General features: G+C 43.0%; 19 protein-coding genes. 15 read left to right on the forward strand and 4 right to left on the reverse strand.

From position 1 onward, the window contains the following. Positions 1-64: 64 nt before the first annotated feature. Both GOM71_RS06925 and GOM71_RS06930 read left to right on the forward strand, forming a co-directional pair. A complete protein-coding gene (locus GOM71_RS06925; protein WP_156279171.1) occupies positions 65-3322 on the forward strand; it encodes a helicase-related protein in 3258 nt (1085 codons plus the stop codon). Continuing rightward, complete coding sequence (locus GOM71_RS06930) at positions 3322-3975, forward strand: DUF4391 domain-containing protein (RefSeq protein ID WP_156279350.1); 654 nt, start codon at positions 3322-3324, stop codon at positions 3973-3975. Before GOM71_RS06925 ends, GOM71_RS06930 begins: the two co-directional genes overlap by 1 nt. A gap of 145 nt (positions 3976-4120) precedes the next feature. On the opposite strand, the gene GOM71_RS06935 is transcribed toward GOM71_RS06930, so the two are convergent. Beyond that, positions 4121-4486 carry a helix-turn-helix domain-containing protein gene (locus tag GOM71_RS06935; RefSeq protein ID WP_156279173.1) on the reverse strand — a complete coding sequence of 122 codons (366 nt, stop codon included), beginning with the start codon at positions 4484-4486 and terminating at the stop codon, positions 4121-4123. A gap of 149 nt (positions 4487-4635) precedes the next feature. On the opposite strand from GOM71_RS06935, the gene GOM71_RS06940 reads away from it, so the two are divergent. The 11 genes from GOM71_RS06940 to GOM71_RS06990 all read left to right on the forward strand — a co-directional run bounded on the left by GOM71_RS06940 (position 4636) and on the right by GOM71_RS06990 (position 23782). Next, entirely contained in the window at positions 4636-6534 is a 1899-nt protein-coding gene (locus tag GOM71_RS06940; protein WP_253944731.1) for a site-specific DNA-methyltransferase, read from the forward strand. A gap of 12 nt (positions 6535-6546) precedes the next feature. Further along, positions 6547-9600 (forward strand): type III restriction-modification system endonuclease, encoded by a 3054-nt coding sequence (locus tag GOM71_RS06945; protein WP_156279177.1) that lies wholly within the window; start codon positions 6547-6549, stop codon positions 9598-9600. 172 nt (positions 9601-9772) lie between these two features. Then, positions 9773-10057: a hypothetical protein gene (locus GOM71_RS06950; RefSeq protein WP_156279179.1), complete on the forward strand. Its 285-nt coding sequence runs from the start codon at positions 9773-9775 to the stop codon at positions 10055-10057. Between the two features lie 13 nt (positions 10058-10070). Beyond that, the gene (locus GOM71_RS06955) at positions 10071-10256 is read left to right on the forward strand and encodes a hypothetical protein (protein WP_156279181.1); all 186 of its coding nucleotides are present in this window, start codon (positions 10071-10073) and stop codon (positions 10254-10256) included. 16 nt (positions 10257-10272) lie between these two features. Continuing rightward, on the forward strand, positions 10273-12522 hold the full coding sequence (locus tag GOM71_RS06960) for an McrB family protein (protein ID WP_156279183.1): 2250 nt from the start codon (positions 10273-10275) through the stop codon (positions 12520-12522). Next, positions 12497-13999: a DUF2357 domain-containing protein gene (locus GOM71_RS06965; protein WP_156279185.1), complete on the forward strand. Its 1503-nt coding sequence runs from the start codon at positions 12497-12499 to the stop codon at positions 13997-13999. Before GOM71_RS06960 ends, GOM71_RS06965 begins: the two co-directional genes overlap by 26 nt. A gap of 21 nt (positions 14000-14020) precedes the next feature. After that, complete coding sequence (locus GOM71_RS24860; RefSeq protein ID WP_156279187.1) at positions 14021-14956, forward strand: HD domain-containing protein; 936 nt, start codon at positions 14021-14023, stop codon at positions 14954-14956. Positions 14957-15571: 615 nt separating this feature from the next. Beyond that, complete coding sequence (locus tag GOM71_RS06975; RefSeq protein WP_156279189.1) at positions 15572-17110, forward strand: TIGR02677 family protein; 1539 nt, start codon at positions 15572-15574, stop codon at positions 17108-17110. After that, positions 17082-18278, forward strand: coding sequence for a TIGR02678 family protein (locus GOM71_RS06980; RefSeq protein ID WP_156279191.1), 1197 nt, complete (start codon positions 17082-17084; stop codon positions 18276-18278). Before GOM71_RS06975 ends, GOM71_RS06980 begins: the two co-directional genes overlap by 29 nt. Positions 18279-18280: 2 nt before the next feature. Next, entirely contained in the window at positions 18281-22459 is a 4179-nt protein-coding gene (locus tag GOM71_RS06985) for a TIGR02680 family protein (protein ID WP_156279193.1), read from the forward strand. Positions 22460-22477: 18 nt separating this feature from the next. Beyond that, a complete protein-coding gene (locus GOM71_RS06990) occupies positions 22478-23782 on the forward strand; it encodes a TIGR02679 domain-containing protein (RefSeq protein WP_156279195.1) in 1305 nt (434 codons plus the stop codon). Positions 23783-23841: 59 nt separating this feature from the next. Here the strand turns inward: GOM71_RS06990 and GOM71_RS24055 are convergent, their stop codons facing one another. From GOM71_RS24055 to GOM71_RS07005, 3 genes are read right to left on the reverse strand one after another with little or no spacing between them, the layout of a single operon-like run. Further along, on the reverse strand, positions 23842-24240 hold the full coding sequence (locus GOM71_RS24055) for a DDE-type integrase/transposase/recombinase (RefSeq protein ID WP_367649498.1): 399 nt from the start codon (positions 24238-24240) through the stop codon (positions 23842-23844). Further along, positions 24221-24658, reverse strand: a complete 438-nt coding sequence (locus GOM71_RS24060) for an IS3 family transposase (RefSeq protein ID WP_216651716.1) — start codon at positions 24656-24658, stop codon at positions 24221-24223. The genes GOM71_RS24055 and GOM71_RS24060 overlap by 20 nt, the downstream gene beginning before the upstream one ends. Positions 24659-24717: 59 nt before the next feature. Further along, positions 24718-25008, reverse strand: a complete 291-nt coding sequence (locus GOM71_RS07005; RefSeq protein ID WP_156279199.1) for a transposase — start codon at positions 25006-25008, stop codon at positions 24718-24720. Positions 25009-25165: 157 nt separating this feature from the next. On the opposite strand from GOM71_RS07005, the gene GOM71_RS07010 reads away from it, so the two are divergent. Together GOM71_RS07010 and GOM71_RS07015 are read left to right on the forward strand one after the other, a co-directional pair. Beyond that, complete coding sequence (locus tag GOM71_RS07010; RefSeq protein WP_156279201.1) at positions 25166-26128, forward strand: helix-turn-helix transcriptional regulator; 963 nt, start codon at positions 25166-25168, stop codon at positions 26126-26128. Between the two features lie 110 nt (positions 26129-26238). Then, complete coding sequence (locus tag GOM71_RS07015; RefSeq protein WP_156279203.1) at positions 26239-26865, forward strand: type 1 glutamine amidotransferase family protein; 627 nt, start codon at positions 26239-26241, stop codon at positions 26863-26865. The last annotated feature ends 78 nt before the right edge of the window (positions 26866-26943 follow it).

Below are 26943 nucleotides of genomic sequence, written 5' to 3' on the forward strand. Positions count from 1 at the left end.
CTTACCGAATACATTGTCGAATTTAAAGTGAGTAATCTTTCTTTGGTAGAACATGAGGTGAACTATGGAAGTCATAAATAATATCGACCAACTTCTAGGTGATGATCTAAAGCAATCTATCCGCAAAGGGTCAAAGCTATCGATAGCAGCATCCTGTTTTTCGATTTACGCTTACGAGGCATTAATGAAAGAATTGAATCAGGTAGATGAAGTGCGATTTATTTTCACTTCACCTACCTTTGTTGCCGATAGCTTCAAGAAAGAAAAACGTGAGTTCTATATTCCTAAGCTTAATCGCGAGAAGAGCTTGTACGGTACAGAGTTTGAAATCCGACTCAAGAATGAAATGACTCTAAAATCAATTGCTAAAGAATGCAGTGAGTGGATTCGAAAGAAAGTCACCTTCAAATCAAACAGTACTTCAGGCACGATGCAAGGAATGGCGAATCTACAGTCCACAGATGAATCTGTTACTTATATGCCTGTAGACGGTTTTACCACTGTCGATCTCGGATATGAGAAAGGCAATGCTCTATCCAAGATGGTCAATAAGTTTAATGAAGCTCCAATTACCAAAACTTATTTCGATCTTTTTGACCAACTGTGGAACGATAAGAGTAAGCTGGAGGATGTCACTAATCAAGTAGCAGAACACATTTCTTCGGTCTACAAAGAGAACTCGCCTGAATTCATTTACTACGTCATTCTTTATAACATCTTTAATGAGTTTCTGTCAGATATAACAGAGGACATCTTACCGAACGAAGCAACAGGGTTTAAGGAAACGGAGATTTGGAAACGACTATATCATTTTCAGAAAGATGCCGTACTTGGTGCCATTAATAAACTGGAAAAATTCAATGGATGCATCCTAGCGGACAGCGTCGGCTTGGGCAAAACCTTCACTGCACTTGGGATCATAAAATATTATGAGCTTCGCAACAAGTCTGTGTTGGTACTCTGCCCTAAGAAGCTTGGTGATAATTGGCTGACGTACAAGCAAAACGTGACCAACAACATCTTGTATACCGACCGACTGAGGTACGATGTGCTTTATCATACCGACATTTCCCGAGACCGAGGGAAGTCAAACGACATCCCTCTTGACCGTCTCAATTGGGGTAACTATGATTTACTTGTAATTGACGAATCACATAACTTCCGCAACAACGAGGCGAAGAAGGATAAAGAAACTAGATATCAGAAGTTGATGCGGAAGGTACTGAAAAGTGGAGTCAGAACCAAGGTGCTAATGCTTTCAGCTACACCAGTAAACAACAAGTTCATGGATCTTAGGAACCAGCTTGCGTTAGCATACGAGGGCAATGCGGAGGAAATCAACAACAAGTTAGGGACGGAGCGGGGAATAAATGACGTATTCAAACGTGCTCAGTCTTCTTTCAATCAATGGTCTAAGATGGATGCATCCGAACGGACAACTGCTACTCTTCTCGGTATGCTTGATTTTGATTTCTTTGAACTGTTAGATAGCCTGACCATTGCTCGTTCACGCAAGCATATTCAAAAGTACTACAAGGCAGAAGAAATTGGCGAGTTCCCTAAACGGCTGCAACCTATTTCCAAGTTCTGTGATATCACAGACAGAACTGATGTCATTGGGTATAATGATATCTTCATGGAGTTGTCGAGGATCAATCTGGGCATATACGCTCCTTTCAAATACATCCTTCCTAGCCGCTTGCGGTTCTATGAACAAATATATGACACCAGCGTTAAGGGTGGAAGCGGGAGCTTCAAACAGATGGATCGTGAAGGCAGCTTGCAGTTGCTCATGCGGATCAACTTACTCAAGCGTCTGGAAAGCTCGGTGGAGTCATTCAGGTTGACGCTGTCTAAGATAATTTCAAAACTAAATCAGACTCTAGGGCAAATAGAATCATTTGAACGAACGAAAAATGCTGATTCAGTTGGTTATACAGACATTGAAGAAACGAATCTTGACGATGATGATTGGCTGGATGATGAATTCAGCATTGGGAGCACAATCAAGATTAATTTATCAGACATTGACGTTCTTCGGTGGAAAGAAGATTTGACGAATGATCGTAATATTCTGTCCGCTCTACATGAGGAGATGCAGAAGGTAACGCCAGAACATGATCAGAAGCTAAATGCGTTGAAGCAAGTAATTGACAATAAGATTCAACATCCGATTAACCTTGGAAACCGTAAAGTTATCATATTTAGTGCTTTTACCGACACAGCAACGTACCTGTACACTCACTTATCGGAGTATATGAAGACAAAATACAACATCAATACAGCTAAAATCGTTGGAAGCGATGAAAATAAGAACACTGCTGGTTTACGGAATGACATCAGCACACTGCTTACTTGTTTTTCTCCACGTTCCAAAGAGAAACATTTGACGATGCCGAATGAAAAAGGAGAGATTGACCTTCTAATAGCATCCGACTGTATCTCCGAGGGGCAAAACCTGCAAGACTGCGATTATCTAATCAATTATGATATCCACTGGAATCCCGTGCGGATCATTCAACGATTCGGGCGAATCGACCGCATAGGTTCGAAGAACAAGGCCATCCAACTTGTGAACTTCTGGCCGAATATGACGCTCGATGAGTATATCCAACTTAAGCAACGGGTTGAGAATCGAATGGTCATCATGGACATGACAGCTACCGGTGACGATAATGTGTTGTTTAATCAATCCAGTGACTTGGAGTACCGTAAACAGCAGCTGCACCGACTACAGGAGGAAGTTGTTGATCTGGATGACATGAACACTGGTGTTTCGATCACCGATCTCGGGTTGAACGATTTCCGAATGGATCTCGTGAACTACGTCAAAGAGAACGGCGAGATGGAAACTGTACCAAGTGGGTTGCATACCGTTGTTCTAACTGATGCAGACAAAGGCATTCATCAACCAGGAGTCATCTTTATTCTTCGGAATATCAACGATGAACTTAATCCCGATCAACAGAACAGACTGCATCCATTCTACCTCGTCTATATGAGTGACGACGGCGATGTTGTTACTAATCATTTAGATGTTAAGAAGACGCTGGATATCCTTAGAGCTCTTTGTAGAGGGCAGTCGGAACCGATCGTTGAGGCTTGTCAAATCTTTAATAAGGAGACGAAAGACGGTAAGAAAATGGGGCAGTATTCGATGCTGTTGGAAGAAACGATCCGTTCAATCGTGCAAGTGAAAGAAGAAAGTGATCTTGACAGTTTGTTCAGTTCGGGTGGAACGACGGCATTGATCGATTCGATCAAAGGGCTTGAGGACTTTGAACTCATCACCTTTGTCGTTATTCGGCAGGCGGGTGCATGATGTTTCAATTGCCGTCAAGTACGTTGGTTAACCGTAAGATACCAAAGAACAAATTCTATGAGAAACTGCAAGCGAATCACAATTTGAAAGGGCTATTTACCAATCAAGTTGAATCAATTGTCTGGAAGCATAAGTTGTCCAAAGAGACGATTCGCTTGGAGCCCAAGGATGACATTGAAGAAGTTCAAGTGTTCGAGATCCAACTAAAGGAGCAGTCCTACTCTCTTGATCTGCTACGTAGTATCGATAAGGCGATCCCATATCCAATATTGTATGTGTTAATGTATGAGGGTCAGACAAGGCTGGCTATTGCCTACAAGGAGCGTAAACAGGCGGACGACAATCATTCAGTAGTACGTTCTTACCATGAATCCGAATGGCAGCTGGAAGGGGAATGCAAGCTGGATTTTCTTCACGGTCTTGATTTAAAAGCTGTTTATGAGAATATCATCCGCCTGTTGCTTCCATTCCAGTCAAAGCCAGAATTTGACTTGACGTCTGTTCTGGAGCGGCAAGCACGTATAGACAAGTTGGTAAAAGAATGCCAAAGGCTCGAATCAAAAATCCGCAGCGAAAAACAATTCAATCTTAAAGTCGAATTAAACATGGAGTTGCAGCGAAAGAGAAAAGAACTAAATCAATTACTCGAATAATATTTGTTGGAGGCCTGCTCACCCGAGCAGGCTTTTTTTAATATAAGAAAGTATAAGTTTCTCCTTATACTAGGCTTATATTTCAACACGAAATGAAGCTCTGCCTCCAAAGGACGGCGTAGCCGTTTCTGCTGGGGCTTGTTGTTTACTTCTTCGAATCGAGTGTCCCAAAGAAGTCCTTCGATGTTCGGATTACGTATTCAATTTCATCTAATCCTCTCTCCAGCAACATATGTTTATAGGCTTCGACTACTTGCTGTTTCTGCTCATAATCAAGAGGGTCTTGATATTTACCAAAGTCAAATAATTCGTAGGGCGTGATTTCCAGAGCATTCATTACAACTTCGAGCGTTTCGAGTGTGATGTTTTCTTTCCCGGTCTCTATTCGGGATATTCTTGCTTTATTATATCCCTCTCTACCCGTTCGTTCAGCAACATGATCTTGGGTTAAGTTTTTATTATCACGAATTAAACGGATTTGTCTTCCGATTAACTTGCTTAATTCAGACATGGTCACTCACCTCTTACTATCGAGGGTAGTGAATTTCCAAGGAAAAATAGATACTATAATAAATAAACTTTATTCTATAAGTTTCAATATAATGATACAATTCTCTTAGGTATCGATAGAATCGGGGGAAGAGTATGAGGAAAATGTCAATGATGTCGTTAAATAAGGTTGAAAACAACATTGAACAGCTGGCCCTATTATTTCCAAATGTTATGACTGAAGCATTTGATAGCGAAGGTCGAATTAAGAGAGCCATTGATTTTGATTTATTGAAGCAGGAGCTGTCAGACTTTCTTGTTGAAGGTGAGAAAGAACGGTATCAATTGACTTGGCCAGGGAAGAGGGAGGCTATTCTTAACGCTAATAGTTCAAGTGATAAGACATTGAGACCTGTAAAAGACGATAGTGTGGATTGGGAAAGTACCCAAAATATATATATTGAAGGCGATAATTCAAATGTATTGAAGTTACTACAGGAGTCTTACCTTAACAAAGTTAAATGTATTTACATTGATCCGCCATATAATACCGGAAAAGATTTTATCTATAGAGATGATTTCAAATCATCATCTATTACCTATTTAACCAATTCGGGGCAGGTAGATGATGAAGGAAATAGAATGGTGCAAAACACCGAAACAAATGGAAGATATCACAGTGATTGGTTAACCATGATGTATTCACGGCTTAAAGTATCAAAAAATCTACTGAGAGAGGATGGTCTCATTTTCATCAGCATCGATGAAAGCGAACATCCAAGGTTACGACTTGTATGTGATGAGATATTTGGCGTTCATAATCATATAGCTGACTTAGTATGGCAAAATAAGAAAGGTGGAGGAAATGATTCCAAGCACATTGCTGTCGAGCATGAATACATTCTTGTGTATAGTAAAAACAAGGAACTTGTAGATGAATTTTATGAAGTTTACTCCGAAGATTATTTGAAGCGATATAAGGAGGAAGACTCTCACGGGAAATATTATTGGGATACTTTTAAAAGGAAATCAGGGAAACAATATTATCCTATAACTTGTCCAGACGGTTTTGTTCTTGAATTTGATAATAATGGAAATCCAATCAGCTGGCTGAGATCTGAAAAAAGATTCTTGGAGGATCTTAAACAAGAAGAGGCAAGGATCATCAAGGTAGGGGATAATTGGTCTGTTCAATTTAAACAGCGATTGCCGAAAGGTAAAACGCCGAGAAGCATTTATAAGACTAATGGTCTGATTGAGGATTATGGTACAACTAGCGATGGTAGCACTGACTTATTGGCGTTATTTGGAAAGGATGTCTTTTCTAATCCCAAGCCGGTCAGTTTATTAAGGCATTTATTAGGTTTTGGTCTTGGTTCTGAGGATGTTGTGCTCGATTTTTTCTCAGGTTCGGGAACAATGGCGCAAGCAGTCATGGAACTTAATGCAGAGGATAAAGGGAATCGGAAATATATATTAGTTCAGCTACCTGAAGATATCAACACTATGTATAATACGGCTGAACAAAATAGAAAAATGATTTTCAAAAATGCGTTAGATATCATCCATGAATTAAACTGCCCTCCGTACTTGACAGAGCTCGGCAAAGAACGCATTCGTCGTGCCGCCAAAAAGATCAAACAAGAAACGGGAGTAGACATCGATTACGGCTTCCGTGTATACCGCGTTGATTCCAGTAACATGAAAGATGTATATTACACGCCAGACAAGCTAGGCCAGCTTAACTTGGATGATGTGTCATCTAACATTAAAGAAGATCGTACCGCTGAGGATTTGCTGATCCAAGTAATGCTGGAATGCGGTTTGGAACTTTCATTGCCGATGGAATCTAGAGAGATAGAGGGTAAGGCTGTTCATTATGTGGCTGGCAATTCCTTAATTGCTTGTTTTGATGAAAATGTAACAGATTCGGTCATTAGAAACATCGCAGCGGATCAACCGCTTCGAGTTATTTTCCGCGATAGCTCATTCAGGGATGATTCCGCACGGATTAATGTCGAAGAACTTTTCAAGCTACTCTCCCCAAGCACTGAAATTCAAGTGCTGTAAGGAGGGGCAACGATGAAAATTAAATTCAAACACCAGCAGTTCCAGGCAGATGCCGTTAAAAGTATTATTGATGTATTCGCAGGACAACCAAACGATACCTCTCGTTTTACCCTTGATAAAGGGCGGCGTCAGAAAACTGAGTATGTAGGAGATTTATTTCAATCAACTACAAGTAATGAATCAGAATATGGATTCAAGAACAATCCCATAAAGCTAATTGATCAAGAAGTGCTGAGTAATATTCAATCGACACAACGCGAAAATGGATTGAAATTATCAGAACGACTTGAAGGTAAATTCAACTTGACCATTGAGATGGAGACCGGTACGGGTAAGACATACACCTATATTCGCTCGATGTTTGAGCTTTATAAGAAATATGGATGGAGCAAATTCATCATCGTAGTCCCTTCTATTGCGATCCGGGAAGGTGTGCTCAAGACGTTCCAGATTACCGAAGACCACTTTATGGCCGAGTATGGCTCAAAGGCTCGTTATTTCGTTTACAACTCGAAGCAATTGCACCACATCGAGCAGTTTGCCAGCGATGCTGGGATTAATGTCATGATAATTAACTCTCAGGCGTTCGCAGCGAGAGGTCAGGATGCAAGAAGAATTTATATGGAATTGGACGACTTTAACTCTCGACGCCCAATCGATGTTATTGCCAGTACGAATCCGATCCTGATCATTGACGAGCCGCAATCGGTGGAAGGTCAGAAGACCAAGGATTCGCTAAAGTTGTTTAAACCGTTGTTTACTTTGCGATATTCGGCCACTCATAAAGAGGACTATAACAAAGTCTATCGCCTCGATGCTCTGGATGCGTACAATATGAAGCTGGTTAAAAAAATCAGTGTTAAAGGTATCTCGGTTAAAGGAACGAGCGGAACCAACAGCTATGTATATCTCGAAGGCATTGATATCAGCGATAAGCATGCACCCATAGCCCGACTTGAGTACGAAATGAAAACAAAATCCGGTTTAAGTAAAGTTTCCAAGAAAAGAGTAACCGGTGATGACCTCTATCAATTGTCCGAAAATCTGGAGCAATATAAAGGATACAAGATTTCTGAGATCAACGGACAGAATAACAGTATAAGCTTCACCAATGGCGTTACTTTATACGGAGGAGACGTACAGGGAGATGTCAGTGAGAATCACTTCCGCCGAATTCAAATTCGGGAGACGATCAAGTCACACTTTGAGAAGGAGCGGGTCCTTTTCCATAAAGGAATCAAGGTGCTTTCTCTTTTCTTCATCGATGAAGTCGCGAAGTACCGGCAATATGATAAAGACAGCACAGAACTGAACGGAGTTTATGCTGACATTTTTGAAGAAGAATATATGGAACTACTAAATGAACAGCTTTCGTTGTTTGCAGATGACCCCTATATTCAGTATCTGAATTCAATTCAAGTACGCGGGACACATAAAGGGTATTTTTCTATCGACAAGAAGAACAGCCGATTTGTTGATTCGAAAGTATCTGCTAAGGAAACCGATTCAGATGACGCAGACGCTTACGATTTGATCATGAGGGATAAGGAGCGTCTTCTCAGCTTCGAGGAACCGACCCGGTTCATTTTCTCCCACTCGGCTTTGAAAGAAGGCTGGGACAATCCTAACGTATTCCAGATTTGCACACTAAAGCACAGCGACTCAACAATCAAGAAACGGCAGGAAGTCGGACGTGGACTAAGATTGTGTGTAAATCAGCATGGCGAACGCATAGATACCAGCATACCAGGCATTGATGTTCATGAGATCAACTCATTAACTGTCATTGCCAGCGAGTCCTATGAGCAATTCGCTAAACAGCTGCAAAACGAAATTGCAGCTACATTATCGGATCGTCCACGCAAAGCGGATACTGGGTTCTTCCTGGACAAAGTACTTACCAATGCACGCGGCGAGCAATTAAAAATCGACGAGAGACTAGCAAGCAAGCTACAATTTGCTTTTATAAAGAATGGCTATGTCGATGACGACTTCCATTTGACCGATGGTTACTTCGCCGCAGTAGAAGAGCAGAATGTCAAGCTGCCTGATGGGCTGAGTGCATATCAAGAACCACTTATCGAGTTGGTCAAATCCATATACGTTGAAGGTAAGTCGGATATGACGAATGATGATCGGAAAAACACGATTTCAGCTATCACCGTTAACAACAACTTTCACAAGCAAGAGTTCAAGGAATTGTGGGACCGAATAAACAAAAGATCTGTTTATACGGTTCAGTTCAACTCTGAAGAACTAGTTCGTAAATGTGTTTTGGCCTTAGATATGAACTTGCAGGTGCCCTCCATCCGTTACTCCATTAAACATGGGGAAATGAATAATATTGAGTCTCGAGAACAACTTAAGCAAGGCGAGTCATTTGTAACACGAGAGACTCAAACCGAGTATGTGCACGGTGCGGCAACATCAAAGATCAAGTACGACTTAATCGGAAAGCTGATGGATGAAACAAAACTGACAAGAAAAACGATTGTCGCCATCATGAAAGGCATTAAACAATCTACTTTCATGTTATTCCAGAAAAATCCCGAGGAGTTTATTATCCGGACATCTAGACTGATCAATGAGCAAAAGGCTACGACCATCATCGAGTCCATCACTTACGATGTAATCAACGATACGTTCCATACGGATGTGTTCACGAAGAACACGCTGAAGGGGCAGCTTGGTCAAAATGCGATTGCCGTTGAAAAGCACATCTATGACTATGTGGTGACGGATTCCAAGATCGAGCGGGCATTCGCGAAAGAGCTGGATACGAGCAACGAAGTGCACGTTTATGCCAAGCTGCCGCGTGGGTTCTACATCCCGACTCCAGTCGGCGAATACAATCCGGACTGGGCTATTGTATTTAAAGAAGGCGGCATCAAGCACATTTACTTTATTGCTGAGACGAAAGGCTCTTTGGACTCAATGGAGCTGCGTGAAATCGAGAAGGCGAAGATTGAATGTGCACGACGGCATTTTGCCAAGCTCAACTCTGACCAATTGAAGTACGACGTTGTTAACAACTACGAGAAGTTATTGGAGATTGTGAAAGGATAGTAGTCTCCTGAAAAAAAGAATTGCTTCATCCAAACATCAGTTCCCTGACAGCCTATTGTCGGGGAACTTTGTTATTGTAAAGGCAGTAATGAGAAGGAATATGTTGGATGATAACGAAAATATAGTATGTTAGTTCTGAATCAAAAGTCATATAAATGGGGGTGCTTAAGGCATGGGCACTAATTCGAAAGAAGCAGTGAGAATGAGACTTACTCAGATTTTTAAGTATCTGCAGGCATTAAATCAAATCAAAAATCCGGTTAAAAAATCGATAGATGATCAACGTTGGAAGCTTTGGGTATCTGAACTGCCCAAGCATGAGGATATTGAATGTCGATTTTTAGAACTGGGTAGAGAACCTGATGCAGAAGATTCGTTGGATATCTTGCTCAAGGTAAGAAGGCCGGCTTTAACTCAATGTCCCGAACCTCCTGAGCTTATTGATGTGGCAACATAAAGGATATATTCGAATGGAATCTGCTATTCCAATTTTAGAAGGCGCGGTTCCTGCTTGTGTTTTCGAAGAGGGGCAAGCGTTAGCGATCGAATTGGATGGCGAGCTGATATCCAGATTATCGGATGCTTTTGAGGAGCATCAGTATATGCTTTCTCTTACCAATCCAGGAATGACTCTCAGAGCAAATCCTTACGAATAAATAATCGGAGGCCAACATGAACATCCATCAAATAGAAGAAGCTTTGTCTATTCCCGATACGTCGATACGTTGCCAACGCGTGCTTGATGAAGTCCAGCCAATCCTTCGCCAGATCATGGATACGTTTAAGAGTCAATACGCCAACCATGCGCCAGAACTGCTGAATTATCATGTTCATACCTACGAAGTGACGCTGCGCACGACGATGCACGATGCCCGGAACCCCAAATATGCGGACAGCAAGCGGAATTCCGATATTGGCAAAAAGGCGTTTATTGAATTGATCGACAAAAGCCAGTCTCCATCGGAGTTCTCTACACTGATGCTGTCGCTGAACGGCATGGATCGAAAGTTCAAAATCACGCAATCCGACAACTTCTATCCCTATTGGGAAGCAGTCCGTACACAAAGCAATGCGAAGCAGTTCGCCCAAGTACTTGAATCGCTGCCTGAGAACGTACAAGTGTATATCAGCGACAAAGAAGATACTCCGATTAAAAGATCCGAGTTAATCCCTTATCTTCAAACGTGTATCAAAGAAAAACGGAAACCTTGGATCTTATTCGGAACTCAAATCGATTTCGAGCGGATTCCGCACACAGCAGAGTTAGTTGAGATCATTTGGAATACATGGAATGAGCTAGCGCCGCTTCGTCAGTTCAGAAGAGCCGAGGCCGCTAGCCAAGCGCACTCACTTAGGATTTTTGAACGATTCAATGCTCATCAAGAAGAGTTCTCGATTACATTATTCGGAAAATCCTATGATGTGAAGTTTGAGGCCACAGCACAGGTAAAGGCCAACCAGTGGAAGCAGGAGTTTGGGCTTTACGAGAAAGGCCAGTTGCTTGTACAAGGGAATTTTGACCAATATATCCGGGATCCGGGCGAAGTCATCGGAATCCGACTCAATCATGCGAACGGCGTACTATTTTCTCAGTTGCGTATGCTTCGGGAAGACGGGCAATCGCAATGGAAAATTACGAAAAGCTTCAAGACGCGAGGGAATGACAATTCAGTCGATCAGAACAAAGCATATTTAAACAAAGCCATGGAGGAATTAAAGAATCATCAGGTTACGACAGAAGGCAATGCATTCCATGTCGGAACCTGGGACAATGACAAGCAGCAGTTCGTTGAACCGATTGCACAGGTCAAGAAGACGATGATTACGGCAGCGGCGATTTTCACGGATTGTTTAGGGTACTTTCATTTTCCTAAAGAAGCGGTTCCTGCCGAGACGCCGTCTCAAGAAGGAGCGGACGAGAGTTTCGAATTATTCGAACACGACTTTAATCTGTCCTCCATCCTGTCCAACGTACAGGAAAGCCCGTTCACCTACGCAGATGCGATCATTCGAGATTTTCATTTAAATCTGGTCAGTCTGGAGGACAAGCACTTTGTCATCTTGAACGGCATTTCTGGAACAGGCAAAACAAGACTGTGTCTGCTTTATGCAAACGCTGTATATGGCCAAACGCATGATGCGTATAATCCGTATTTGAAGGTAATTCCTGTTCGTCCCGATTGGACGGATTCGACATCATTGTTCGGCTACTATAGCGCGCTGGAAAAAAGGTATGTGCGGACGCAGTTCCTGAACGCCGTGCTGCAAGCAATTCAGGAAGGCAAGCCTATGTTCGTCGTACTTGATGAAATGAACCTGGCACGTGTCGAATATTACTTAAGCGACTATTTAAGCGCGATCGAATCGAGGCAGCCAATACGTCTACATACGGAGAGCCATGTTACGGATGTACCACAAGAACTGCAAATCCCTCATAATCTCTATGTGATTGGCACGATTAACGTTGACGAGACGACGCACAGCATCTCGGATAAGGTGTTGGACAGAGCCTTCGTGATGACATTGTCTGATGTCGATCTGGATCAGTTCTGGAATGCGGCGGAGTCTAAGTATAAGATCGCCTTGCAGGAAGAATGGAAAATGCTGCAGACACTTCATGTAAAGCTAAGCCGGTATGAGCTTCATTTCGGCTACCGGACGATGAATGAGATGCTCCGCAAGCTGTACGCCAATGAGGAACTAGACTCGGATATTCGCATGGAGAAGAAGGAAGCGGTCGATCGCGTGATTGCCGAGAAAGTGCTACCCAAGATTCGCGGGGATGAGCGAATTGATGCTTTGCTCACCGACTTGATCGATTGGGCAGCCGCGTTATTCGGTGACGGATCGGAGTCGCTCTATCACTTGCTGCGCATGAAAGGAGAACTGGATCGATATGGCGCTACCCAGTTCTGGAGATAATCCCGAATTCTACTGCTCGGACACGGGGATATGGACTCCGATTGATCAAATGCTATTTGAGGAAGCACGAATATATCGCTGGAGAACGTCGTACCGGGAGCCATTTCAATTTTTTGCGCTTGGCATGCCGATCTCAATGGTGCGAACGGTAACAGGCTGGGAAGGCGAATGGACGGCGCCTTTCCAGTCTGGCTTGCTGACTTTCACAATTGAACAAGCTGAACGAATAACCCTTGAGACGTACTTGTTTCCCGACAAGCGGAAAATAACCGAAGCAGGCTACACGCAAATGATAGCGGATATTCTCGCGGAAGCGGCGGCTTGTTTTCAGCATTGCGGGGCTTATCTGAAGTTCGATAGCAAAGGTTTCGCTCGAAAAACCTCTTTGGCGCAGTGGGATTATATCGATCGTTCCTTTTATCGGCTGCAGCAATGGTTTCGAGACATTCAAGCCAGACCGCTTCGCAGGCTGACCACGAACGATCAATGGATTCGCAGAGAAAACGTGAAGCATGTGACGCCGGCGCTACTTGCTTGGTCGGAACGACATCCAGGCAACGGAATGAGTCGAGAAATTCCCGTTCCCGAGCTCGTATGGTCTGGTGTGCGCGAGGACACGTACAGCGTATATGAGAACCAAGTGTTGCTTCGGCAACTGCGCGAGCTGCAGCATCTTCTGCGTGAGTACCAGAGCATATCCTTGGATGCGATACGATCCAAAGCCGGTTATTATCTTGATCGTGTGAACGGGTGGCTTCGCTCTTCTTTTCTGCAGCAGCTACAGCCTCACGCCGGCTCGGTCGTCGTATCCCAAGTGTTTCGCAAACATCCAATTTATCGTAATTGGTTTTCTTGGTTTCAGCAGCTCTATCAATTTAATGAGTACTCGATCGGTCTTCAAAGCTCGATTCCCTTAAAAGACACGTATCATCTTTATGGAATATGGGTCTTTATGCAACTGGTCAAGATACTGCGGGAAAACGGCTCATTGCTCAATTCTTCCGATCTCTTTACCCTTGAGCAGAATGGTCTAGTCTTGAATTTATCCGAGACAAAAGAGAGCCGGATTAAGCTGGTTGGCGGCGCCACTCTTGCTTACCAACGAAGGTTCAAACCGTCAACGCTTGATTTCGTCACGTATACGCATGATATGATCCCGGATATCGTTCTTGAGGTCGAGGGGAAATTGTATATTTTTGATCCTAAGTACCGCATCGATCGCAATCTACCGATGGCGCTAGGAGAAATGCATAAGTATCGGGACGGAATCGTGCGATCAACGGATGGCAGCAGGGCGGTGGAAGAGGTTTATATTATTACGCCTGCAGACGGCAAGGAGAATTCGATTCTGTTCGGCAACGATTATATGCAGAAGCATCGTATGGGGGTTTATACATTAAAGCCCGGTGAAGGGAATATGAAATTAGCGGTTAAGCTCATGGATATCATGAGAGGATCCATAGAGGTAATGATTTGAAGCGGAGAGGAGTCAGTTAGAATGGCCGATGTCGCAGATAAACATGGATTGAGCTGTCATTCAATCATTGAAAAAGCGATCGAATTTGCCGCCTATGCACATCGAAATCAGGCGCGCAAAGGAACAGAAATTCCATATATCAGTCATCCGTATGCAGTCGGAATGATTTTGCTGAAAGCGGGTTGTAACGAAGAAGTTGTAGCTGCCGGAATCCTGCATGATACGCTTGAGGATACCGAGACGACCAATGAACAATTGCTTGCGCTGTTCGGCCACGTTGTTCTTGAAATTGTCCAGGGGTGCTCTGAACCCGACAAAGGAGCCACTTGGGAGGAGAGGAAACAGCACACGCTGGAGGGTCTGAAAACGTCCAATCTGGCCATTCGTCAGGTGTCTTGCGCAGATAAGCTGCACAATATCCGCTCAATCAGACGGGATTTGGAGCAGTATGGTGAAGATACGTGGAAGCGATTCAAACGGGGACGTGAGAGCCAGCAATGGTATTATACTGGGCTAATTGAAAGTCTTGGATACGCATCGCGATTTCCGCTCTTAGATGAGTTGCAAGATGAGATAGAACAAGTTTTCGGAGCCATGTTGACGCAACCGGAGTGGAGAAAATTTCGAAGGAGTCAGAAGTTTATTGATCTGGCTTTTGAAACTGCGTATGGCAACCTGTCTGATATTGAAGAGCGGCAGCCGAAGTTTGTCAAGCTAGGAGCATGGGATCTTATACAGCATATCCACGAACGAGCTTATCCGCTAAATCCGGATTATCAGGACGATTTCGATAGGCTGATAACTTATTTACAAGAACGGGGCATTGAGTTTGAATTTAACAGTGAAGGCCCTGCTATTCTTGTAGGCTTCTGCACCGTACTCATGCGTGCATTAAACATGTATCCTCACGAGGTTTTTCATCATTTCAAGCGTGGGATGAAACGCGGGATCTTATAAAAGAAACTACACCATGGCGGACTTCAATGATATTGAAGTTCGTTTTTGATTAGGAACGAGCGTTCGGTGACAAGTAGAGGTCAAATGGTTGTTTCATAATTAAGACTCGGAGGAAGATTTGATACTCAAATTCTAAATCATCAATATATATTATTATGCACTGTACAAGGGGATGCTGTTATGCGGCTCAATAAACTGACAAGTTATGTTACAGCACATAATCCACATGCGGTCATGTTCTTCAAAAAGAAACAGGTCTTAAAGGCATCAGATAAATCAAAGGTGGTGGCGGGTGGTTTGATTTCTCGCTTGTAGAGGAGGCATCGTTTTGGGTGGAAAATAACTATCCGCATTATGAATTTAAGAAATGTGGTAAGTGCAAGGCGTAAATATGACGAGCAGCAATAATGAAGAACTTCAGGGAGGTTCTAGCCGTGATGAATAAAGATGATCTGCGTGTGTTCGTTTACGGTAGCTTGCGAAAGTACTGTTATTTAAAAAACTTCAATACAAAGGGTATCGTAAACGTGGCATCTCTAAAGAGATAGTAAGCGTTGTCGTGCATATGCCCGAAAAGGCAACATTACGGAATTGAAAGGGGAGAGCCCAGATAAAATGGATATTTCAGTTATGCGTCAAGTGCCTGAAGCCATCTATCTTTCTACGCTAGATACAAAATACTATCGTACAATTTTAAGATATATGTATGAGCAGCATCGTATTTTTAACAACGATGTTCTGCCAGTTGAAATCCTCACCTATCTTCAGCAATTCCCGGAGTTTGGGGATTACACCATGGAGAAGCTTGATGGCGATTTATCCGTCCTCGTAGGCAATAAAAATTTAATTTTAAATCAAGACAATACGGACGCTGCGACACTCGAAGAACTAATAAAAAACAGAAAAACGTATTCATTGACGGAGTATACAATCGAATTTGAAAAAACGCTTATATTCTTGGAAAAAAAGCTCAATCGAATTCGCGGGGGCTCCCTCGACAAAAATTTAACAGAACGTTTGTATAATGCGCTTATACAAGTAAATGGGTTTTCTGTTTCGGCGGATTTAGATACTAAAGATTTAGAGGACCTTTATGCAGCGTGGGATGAACTCTACGAACGCTTTACAAAGCTTGATAATGACGCTTCCGATTATTTAAATCACATCAGTGGCGATAAGCTCGACAGCAAAATGGAAACCGACGCTTTTATTGTGTTTAAGAATCAATTCCGTTCCTATTTGACTGACTTCATTGTTGAACTCAACCGGAATTCTCCTTCCATTATTAATATTATCACGCGCATCTCGGAGAAAAAGATAGAGTCGATTATTACACAGCTCATTCGCTTCAAGAAAAGCATCCCGACAACTGCGGTCGTTTCGGACCAAGAGTATACTGAGACTTTTTTTGATGTTTGGACGGGCATCCGCAACTGGTTCATTGCAAATGGAAGCAAGCCAAGCAAAGCGTATTATTTAGAAGTTCGCACGCGAGATGCCATCAGCAAAATGTCCAAGCTTGCTCATTTTCATGCGGAGCGGCAATTTGTTAAAAAGAGCCGCGTGACCGAATTTTTGCGACTGGCGGATATGGCTCACGCTTCAACGCTTGACGAAGCGCACAAAATTTTTTCTTATCTGTTTGGATTTGAAGGCATTCAGCATTTTAAACTCGCAAGAAAACCATCGGATAGAAATGACGGAACGGTTTGGGACTTTGAGCCCGACGAAGTAGATGTGACATACCGGGTGAGACCGACCGGCGAAACGCAATCGAAGCGAAATCTTAAGGTAACCAAAGTCACGCAAGAACAATTCGAAGAGCAGCGGTTAATGAAAGAACGACTGGCATACGAAGAAAGCGTGCTCTTAGAACTGGTCAGCCAGCCCTATCTCGTTATAAAAGAAATGGACATGGTCGAACCATTTGTACGCAGGGCACTTCTTGATTGGATTGATGCGGCTTTACTTAATGAAATCGGTTTTGGCGTCTACGAAGGTTCTACAGAGCTTGGCGTTAAATTTAAGCTCCACATTCTGGGCAAAGAAAACGTCGAAATGCGATGTACAGATGGTAACCTTTCGTTACCAGATTTTCAATTGACATTTACAGAGGTGAAAGTACGTGAAAAAGCCCTCACAGGAGTTTCTTGAGTGCATCCATCAACTGCTCGACAATTTTTGGATTGTACGTAAAGATAATCCGGAATTGTTTTATGAAATAAAGAAAAACGAAGGCGCTTTACGCGATTATTTTAAAGATTATTTCCGCTTTAAGCTGGTCTTGGGTGCGGATTTCGCAAAGCTTGAAAAATTTCAAATTACACCGCAAGCGGCAAACGGTATCTCTGATTTCAGGGAAACAAAAGACTATGTCATGTTTTACTGTATACTTGCATTCCTCGATGGCAAAACGTCGAAGCAATTTACGCTATCTGATGTATGCCAAGCTGTTGTTTCTTATTATCCCCGAAGCGGGACGGATAGCAGTTTAGTGGATTCTTCTCCAACACTGACTTGGAAAGGCAACGATGGTTACCGCAATCGTTTATCGCTCGTTCGCGCTTTAAAAGAAACGGTTCGTCGATGCTTAATCGAAGTCGTCGATAAAAACATCGAAGATTTCCAAGACAAAGAAACCGGAGATGCTTTGCTTCGCTCTACCGGACTCGTGAAATATTTTATGCGCAACATCAATTTTGGGCTAGAAACAAAGATGACCCTTCACGATGTCATGTCGTTGCAAGAGATGCAAGAACGCGATCTGGGCATCGAAAGAAAACACGTCTTGTACCGTAAACTGTTTTTAGAACCTGCCCTGTACAAATACGAGGTGCCTCAAGCGGATTTTGAGTACCTTCAGCAATATGGGCGTTATCTTAATGAACACGCCGAAACCTACTATGAAATGAACCTTGATGTTTTCGACGCCAGTGCCTTTTTGGTGAGAGATAGTGTCGGCACGTTCCGTAAATTTTTCCCCGCAAGTAATTCGGAAGCCAATTTGGTTATCCAATTCGCCAGTTTGCTTCGGTTAAAAATCATAGATAATGACGATGCACTCGCAGAGCAAAAAGACGGAACTGTCGTTTTGACCCCTACGGATTTGGATATGATGTGCCGGCACTTGGTTGGCGAGCACAGCCATACGTGGACAAGCAGCTTAAAAGGCATGAGCATTACCGAAATCAAAAATAGTATTGTAAATACACTAATGGATTGGAAATTAGCCGAAGTTACGAAGGATAGCGAACTCAAACTTTACGACGTTATCGGTCGTTTTTTTGAAAAATCGAAAGAAGAGAGCTCGAAGGGAGCTTAACTATGAAAAGACATATTGAACGTTGGAAGCCAAACCGCATTATATTTTTTAACTATTGGTACTTCCCGAACGAAGAATATAAATTCAGAAATGGCAGACTCCTCATTAAAGGTCACAATGGTGCAGGAAAGTCCATTGCCATGAATACGGTCTTTACCTTCCTTATCGACGGCAACAAAGACCCAAAACGCCTGGACCCGTTTGAATCGAGCGACCGCAAGTTTTATGATATTTTGCTTGGCGAAGAGTCGCTCAACAAAGACATTACAGAGCGTATTGGTTACGTTGTTGTTGAGTACAAACTTGGCGACAAGGAAGAGTACATGACAACAGGCATCGGCATGTATGCCAAACGAAAAAACCGGAAGATGGAGGATGCATGGGGCTTTGTTATCCCGAATCGTCGTGTTAAAAAAGGAAAAAATTTACTATCACTTTATAAAACCGAGATGCTGGACGGTTCCCTCGAAAACATCCCGTTCGATAGAAAACAATTCGTAAACGAAGTTGGAGACTCCGGTCATGTGGTGGATTTAAACCAGTATGCCAAACTCATCAATGACAAACTTTTTGGTTTCCCTGATGAATCCGGACTCAAACTGTTTACGGATGTGCTTGTTCGCCTGAAAAGCCCGAAGCTTACAAAAGGTGGGGGACCTGATGATCTGAAGGATACTCTCAATCATTCCTTGCCTTCATTAACCGAGCAAGAATTATCGGCACTGACTACAACCGTACAAGCACAAGACCAAACCCAGCGCGAAATCATGAAGACGAAAGCAGACCTATCGTTCGCCGTTAAACTCGACAAAGGCTACGACGATTACGTTTCTTACGTGTTTGCGGATAAGGCAAAACATTTCATCGATAACATGCAAGAGCTGCAAAACGTGAACGCCGTATATGACGCCATACTTGCTGAAATTGCCGATAAAACCGAAGCATTTAATGCTGCCGAGCTTCAAATCCAAGAGATTAAAAGTGAAATCGAGGGGCTTAAAGAAGCAAGGTCTGAACTTAAACATGACGAAGTTAGCAATCTTGAAGATGCACTCAATTCGGCTAAAAATACATTTCAAAAGTTAGATGGCGACAAAACAGACAAGTCGTCCCGTTTCGACAACAAAAAACAAGCATTATCATCCGAGCAAGATGTCCGCCGCAAAATAGAAGACGACCTTTGGGAAATTGAAAAAGAAATGAAAGCCGTACTAGAAAACCTAGAAGAAATAGCTTACGACACTTCGTTCGCGGATATATATGACGCTTTCATCGACCATTACAAACGGCATGTAAATGAAGGAAGGTATGATTTTTTCCATTGGGAGACGCAGACACGGGTTCGCCTTCAACAGCTTGAATCGCTTCATAAACAGTGGTCCGATTACGAGCATAAGAAACGCATACTTACCGACATGCGCGAACAAATCGGAGAAAAGCAAACGGCATTGGATGTACAAAGACAGCTTAGAAGTGACCAAGCGGACCAATACGACCGCGAACGTAATAATAGCTATGTCGAAGTTGAGACCTGGATAAAAGACCTTCACGCCTTCACACTTAGCGTTAATAGCGCTACGACGGTAAAGCGGATGATGAATGGCTACTTGGAATCGGTAACCGAGGAAGAAATGCTTGCACCTATCCTGCGGGAGCGGGATGAGCAGATCTCCAATCTTCAGCTTACACAAGCAATGCTCGCTTCTCAAAAGCAAGCCAAAATGGATGAGAAATCATGTGCAGGACAGGAAAAGGCGGCGCTTGAAGCAAACGAGGAAATTGAACCTGAACTTCCTGAACCAAAGCAAAAACAAATCGCAGAACTTAAAGCCAAAGGGATCCCCTTTGTCCCTTTCTATGCTGCGGTTGAATTTAAACAAAGCCTCTCAGATGAGCAGAAATCGCGCTTAGAATCCGTGCTCGCGGAAGCGGGTATTTTGACCTCGCTTATTGTGCCGACTCCTTATCAAGGCGCGGCGCAGACTCAAGTAGTCCAAAGCAGCAACAACCCCGCAACTACAAACAACCTAACGCAATACTTTGATGTTGCAAGCGGCGATGAAATAACGGAAGCAGATGTCTTAGCGGTCCTTAAAGGGATTTCGATTTCGGACACTGATGCACATTATGTATCGGATAACGGTGCTTTCAAAGGTTCCTTTGTCTTTGGCACGGCTCCGGACTATGGGGGGGCAAAATATATTGGCAAACATGCGCGTGAACAAGAACGCCTGCGCAAGATAGCTTCATTGATGGAGAAGATTGTAGGGCTGGACAACGAAATTGCGCGACTCCAAACCGACATTGATGAAAGCAAAGTCATTATAGGGGCAGTAGAAGAAGAGTTCAAACGGTTTCCGAAGTTCGCTGCGCTTAAAGACACGAAACGGAAACTGGAAACCATCGTTAGCTACATTGCCGATATTTTAGAACCGGACCTCGTGCGTTTGAATGATAAGTTCAAGGAACAAAAAACGGTTCTTGATGCGCTGCTTGCTAAAATCAACTCGGAATTTGAATCCCTTTCCGTAGACAGAAACGAGCAAGCGATTTATCAGGAATGCCAAAACATCGGCAATTTTAAATCGGCTCTCACAAACTTGAAAAGTGCCTGCCGTTCATATTTCGATAAGCAAACACTGCTCGAAAACCAAGATGAAAAAATACAGGAAATCGGCGATGCCATCGAAGAGGCGAAAGGGGCGGTACTTGCACTTGATGGTCAACTAAAAAGCCTTACCGTAAGGATTGATAGCTACGAAACACAATTAAAAGAAATGGATGCCGAAGGTATACGCGAACTTGCAAAGTCGATTGCCGACAAGCTAGACAAATTACCCAATGACCTCTCTTACCTTAATCGTTCTTTCGGGGAATTAGATAATGCCTTGAAAACTTTAAAAGACCGTTTGCCGCTTGGAGAACAAAAAAAGCGCTTCTTAACGTGGTTTGTTGGCGCTTGGGAAAAAGCACTTTTGCAAGACGTTAAAGAATTCGGAGAACGACTGGGCTTACCGTTAGATGCGGACCCTGTTTCTCTTGCAACTGTCGTTATACAGAAGTTTGGTAATCTGCTTACGAAAAAAGATAGAGTTAAAATTAAGAGTGATATGGGCACCGTCTTTGGTGAAGCAGACAAAGGACTGCCTGAATACAATCTCAGCATGGAGCCGGTCGAATTTGAACTGGACGCACCGGAATTAACCGCTGACCAAAACAGTCTTTGTGACATCCTGATGATGATTGCGAAGCGCGAAAAGGTTACGCTGGAGTACCAAGCTCGCCGGGTATCGCCGAACTATTCCAAAACCAAACTCGAAGAGCAAGATAAAATTCTCGCCGATGTGATGGCAGAGAAGGATATCGAGATTTACGAAGACATTCTCATTAATCATGTCGGAGAAATCATCAAAGGAAAAATCCGCAACGCAAAAGAATGGGTACTGCGCATCAACGAAATCATGGAACGCACCCAAATTTCAAGTGGGCTAAAGTTTGACATGGTGTGGTCGCCAAAAAGCAATCCAAACGAGGACGAACTGGACACAGCGGATTTGATGCGTATCCTCGAAAAAGACCCAGTCCTTCTCTCGGATACCGACAGAAAGAAAGTCGCGCAGCACTTCCGGTCCAAAGTGCACGAAGCCAAACGCAAATCCGAACTAAGTGGCACTTCTTCCTTTATTGAAGACATCATGAAAGTGCTTGATTACCGCGATTGGTACCAATTCATCATTTATTACACCAAGGCAGGCGAACCGCGCAGAGAAATGAAGAAAAGTAATTTTAATACCTTCTCAGGCGGCGAGCGTGCGATGGCAATGTATACTCCGCTACTTGCCGCGGTAGATGCCAGGCTGCAAAATGCGAGACCTGATGCACCGCGCATATTTGCACTGGATGAAGCATTTGCCGGCGTCGACGAAAAGAACATCAGAGAAGCATTCAAAGTTATCGAATCATATGATTTTGATTACACGCTGAATTCGCAAGCGATATGGGCTTGCTACGAAGAAGTATCGGACCTTTATATTGCGGTTCTAAGCCGTTTAGGCAATGCAAACGTGGTTATGTCCACAGCCTATACATGGAATGGCATTCGAAAACTGCCTGTCGATGAATCTCAAGAAGTGCCGGAAGATAACAGTGAATCATTTAACTCGCAAATCACCTTATTTTAACTAAGTGGGGAACACGTCATGAGCATAGCCAACGAGGCTGCGAAATATTTCAAAGAGAAGAAGGGCTTCGACCGTCTTTTCGTTGAGTTTGAAAAACGGTACAAAGGCTTAGAACGCATTGGCGGCAACGCTATCCTGGAACACGTTACGGATGACGAGTTTATTACCATCCGAGGTGTAATCGGAGACAAACTTAAGAGAAACGGGGACAAGCTATCCGTCCCCTTACTTCTTTTTGAAGAAAAGCTCCAAGGAACAAAATTTTCCGGCATCACACTCTTAACGCTATTAGAGGCGTATACCGGCAAAACAATCATCACGAACAAAGAAAAACAATTGACATTTGAACAGGAGAAAGAACGTTTCTTCATTGAACTCCATCAGGCGCATCCCGGTTCCAATGCCGATTTTATCATGGCTAAAATTAGCGAGAAGTCTCCAGGGACACTTCAAGTGCATGCACTTTATCAACAAGACAAAAAGGCACTTAAAACCGTGCTAGGTGCTTCACTTAATGCGGTAAATAAACTTCCGCTTCAACAACCCAAGAGACTCGCACTTTTCGCAACAGATGTAACGGATAGTCCGCATTTCTTTGATGTTAAAACAGAAGCGGGGCGTCTCCTCATTTCTTTTTTACAATTACTACTGGAAAGGGAAGGCCGGGTATATAAAACCAATCCCAATGCAGAAGAAATCACGGAGATCCTTAGCACTCACAGGATATGGCGAGATGATGTACTTAACTTTGTTTCTTGCTTTGGGATTCGTGGATATAAAGATAACGAAGATTTGTTTAAGGTGCTTGAGGGCGCTATTGAAGAAAAAACAATTTGTAATTTACCTTTACGTGATGTATTTCGTCTAAAGAGAGTTGAAGCATATAAGCAAAAGGTATTCGTTGTTGAGAACTCATCTTTGTATGCAAGTTTAATCGAAGAATTTCAAGACAAGCCGTTCATGCCAAGTATCCTATGTACTCATGGAAGAATGAAATTATCCGCACTCCAGTTGCTCGTTAAAATAGCTGAAAGTAACAATGTTATTTTTTATGCTGGCGACCATGATCCGCAAGGCTTATCTATCGCTGAAAATCTTATAAAGCGCTTAGAATCTAAAGTTAAGCCATGGCGGTTCGATAAAGAAAGTTATCTGCTAAGTTTATCTGATGAAACGTTTGATTCTGAAAAGATGTTAACCAACATTAAAGAACCACAGCTACAAGAACTTATTCAAATTATGCTTGAACATCGGAAGTCCGCCTTTCAAGAAAAGTTAATTGAGCATTATTACAATGATATTCTTCGCGAATTAACAACCTAAAATTCCATGATGGAAAGTGCAGTTTGAAAACACCCTCATTCTGAAATTCCGTTACTAAGCTACTGTGACAGCATTCTTTCGCGATAAATAGCGGGGGGCCAGCCCCCTGGATTAGTGGTGTAGATCCGCTGTCTGTTGTAATAGACCATGATGTATCTGAAAATGACCGATTTCATATAGGCCATCGGATAGCGCTCCGTGTTGATCTGGTACAGCTTCTCTTTCTTTAGCGTAGCAAAAAAGCTTTCCATCCTAGCGTTGTCATAGCAACGCCCTGTGCCGCTCATGCTCTGAATGGCATCTCGTTTAGCTAGACACTCTCGGAATGCATAGCTCGTGAATTGACTGCCTCGATCACTGTGAAAAATCATTCCGCGAGCATTCTTTGCCTTAGAGGCGTTCTCAAAGGCCTGGATGCAGAGCTCTTTGCGCATGTTGTCATCCATGGCGAGGCCCACGATCTCGCCGTTGAAACAATCCAGTACCGCGGACAGATATAGCTTGCCGTCTGAACAAGATTTCGGTGATATCCGATAGCCACTTTTGGTTGGGTGCCGAGGCTCTGAAGTCTCTCTGGATCAGGTTTTCACTCTTTTGAGCTGCGGCATCCTCGCGTGTAATGCCGTTTGGATGACGCCTGGCTTTCTTCAACAGTCCGTGCTTCTTCATGATGCGATAGACCGTGCTGTAGCTGGTCTTGATATCTATTTGTGACAGCGCCAGCACAATACGCTGGACACCGTAATTACGATTGTCTTCATGTTCTCCAATGATGTCCTTGATTTTGACCAGAAGAAGTTGCTGCCGCTCTTTTTTGGATGTGGGCTTCAAGCTGCGGTAATAGCCCGATTCGCTGACAGTAAGTACTTTGCACATCTCCTTGACGGTCCACTGATCCCGTCGTTCATGGATGTAAGTATAGAGCTGGTATGCCCTTACCGCTTTCGGTCTTTTGCGAAAAAACCGAGTGCATCCTTGAGAATTTCATTCGCGCGGCGCAGCTCGATTATTTCTTTTTCTAACTCGATTTCACGGGCAGTCTTATCCGCAGATGCATAGGAGCGTCCACTCCCAATATGCGCTCCATCGCCGTGCAGAGTTCTTCGCTCTCTCCAATTCTGCAAGGTGTGGTAGGCTACGCCTAGCTGCTCGGCGGCTTTCTTTGGGCCAATCTCATCACTCAATCTTACTGCTTCTTCTTTGAATGCTTTGTCGTATCGATTCATTGTCTCTCGTCCCCTCGTCTGCTTTTACTTTATTTCATATGAGGGGGTTTTTCGACTGCATTTTTATCGTAGCACTCCAGAATACAGTTGATTAGCAAACACTTAAAGTGTTTGTTAGAATTTAAGTATAGTGTTAATCAAAGGTGAGGGTTATGTTATGCCAAAAAATGATAATATGCTAACAATTCTATGGATGTTGAATTCGGGAGAGAAATTGACTGCGAAGCAAATATCGGAAAAGTTAGAGATAAATATAAGAACAGTTTATCGGTATATTGATGCACTATGTGCCAGTGGCGTCCCTATCATATCCGACACAGGGCACAATGGCGGGTATAGCTTGCTGCACAATTTTATCAAATCTCCTCTGCTGTTTAGTATTAATGAAAAAAAGACATTGCTTCATGCTGCCCTATTTGCAAAAGAAGCGGGGTATCCTTTGAGTGAGGCATTAGAAAATGCAACATCCAAGTTGAAAATGTATTCGAATCAGGAGCAGGAAAGGTTACTAAGCCATCATTTAGCCGGATTTGAAGTAATAAACCGCAGGGGATACCCCGCTGTACAGCCGGTATTGCAGGAATTGGAGCACGCTGTAGCAAATGAATGGTCTGTAGAAATTTCTTATCGTAACAGTCATGAAGAGCAGTCCCCCAATAGGGTAATAGACCCCTATGGCGTGGTTAATTGGAACAATAAGTGGTACACCATTGCATTCTGCCACCTGCGGAATGAGATCCGCAGCTTTCGGGTAGAACGAATTCTGAGCATCACACGCACGCCATTCTCATTTAGGCGTCCAAATGATTTCTCAGCGCGGACTTTTTTTATGAAAACTCTGTTACCAGATGTAGCAGGTAAATCTGGATACATTTCTTTAATTATTAGTGGCAAGGCAGAGGCGTTGGATGATTTATGCATACATTGGTTTTTGGAGCATCATTTGCAGGAGCGGACATCGACGCAAGCCATTTTTTTACTTGAGGAAGAAGCACTGTATACACATGTTCCGTTAATCATTCTTCCTTATGGGAAATCCATTCGAGTTATAGAGCCACAGAATCTAAAGAATAGACTTGTGGCGGTTGCTTCAGAGTTAATGGAATATTATCAAGATTAACAGCTTCACTGACAGTAGTTGTCAGTGAAGCTGTTTTATTATAAGGATAACCACTCATTATAGATGAATGGTTGCTGTAACCTAATAAACTTGATGAGGAGCACTTAGAAATGAATAATACCGTATATCTTTATGTGTTTGATACCATGTCCGATTGGGAAATAGGTTATTTAGCCGCCGAACTGAACTCTGGAAGATACTTCAGACAGGGGCTGGCTCCTGCCAAAATAGTCACCGTTGGGATAGAAAAGACTCCAGTAACTACAATGGGCGGATTGAAAATAATGCCTGATGTTAAAGTGGATGAGTGCAGAATTAAAAGCATAGATGCACTGATTTTACCTGGTGGAAATACATGGACAGAAGCTGTTCATGTACCCATATTAAAAATTGCCGAGATGTGTTTAAAGGAAGGGATAGTAGTTGGAGCAATTTGCGGTGCTACCTTAGGACTTGCTCAAGCAGGATTGTTAGCTTCACGTTGGCACACAAGCAATGATTTGGCCTACCTTAAAATGGTTTGCCCTTCTTACACGGGAGAAGAATATTACAAAGTGGAATCTGCAGTCACCGATGGGAGATTGATCACTGCATCCGGAGTAGCTCCATTAGAATTTTCTGTTCATGTCTTAAAAGCGCTAGATTTATTTTCTCCCAAAACATTAGACGCTTGGTATCGTCTTAATAAAACTCATGAACCTAAATACTTCTACGAGCTAATGAGCTCAATCCAATGACAGTATAGGGATACAAGGCATGTGGAGTGTTGGTAAGGAGAGATTAATCGTTCAGATGTATTGGCGGAAATAGCAAAG

Source organism: Paenibacillus sp. NEAU-GSW1, assembly GCF_009737085.1.
In the GTDB taxonomy this organism is placed as follows: domain Bacteria; phylum Bacillota; class Bacilli; order Paenibacillales; family Paenibacillaceae; genus Pristimantibacillus.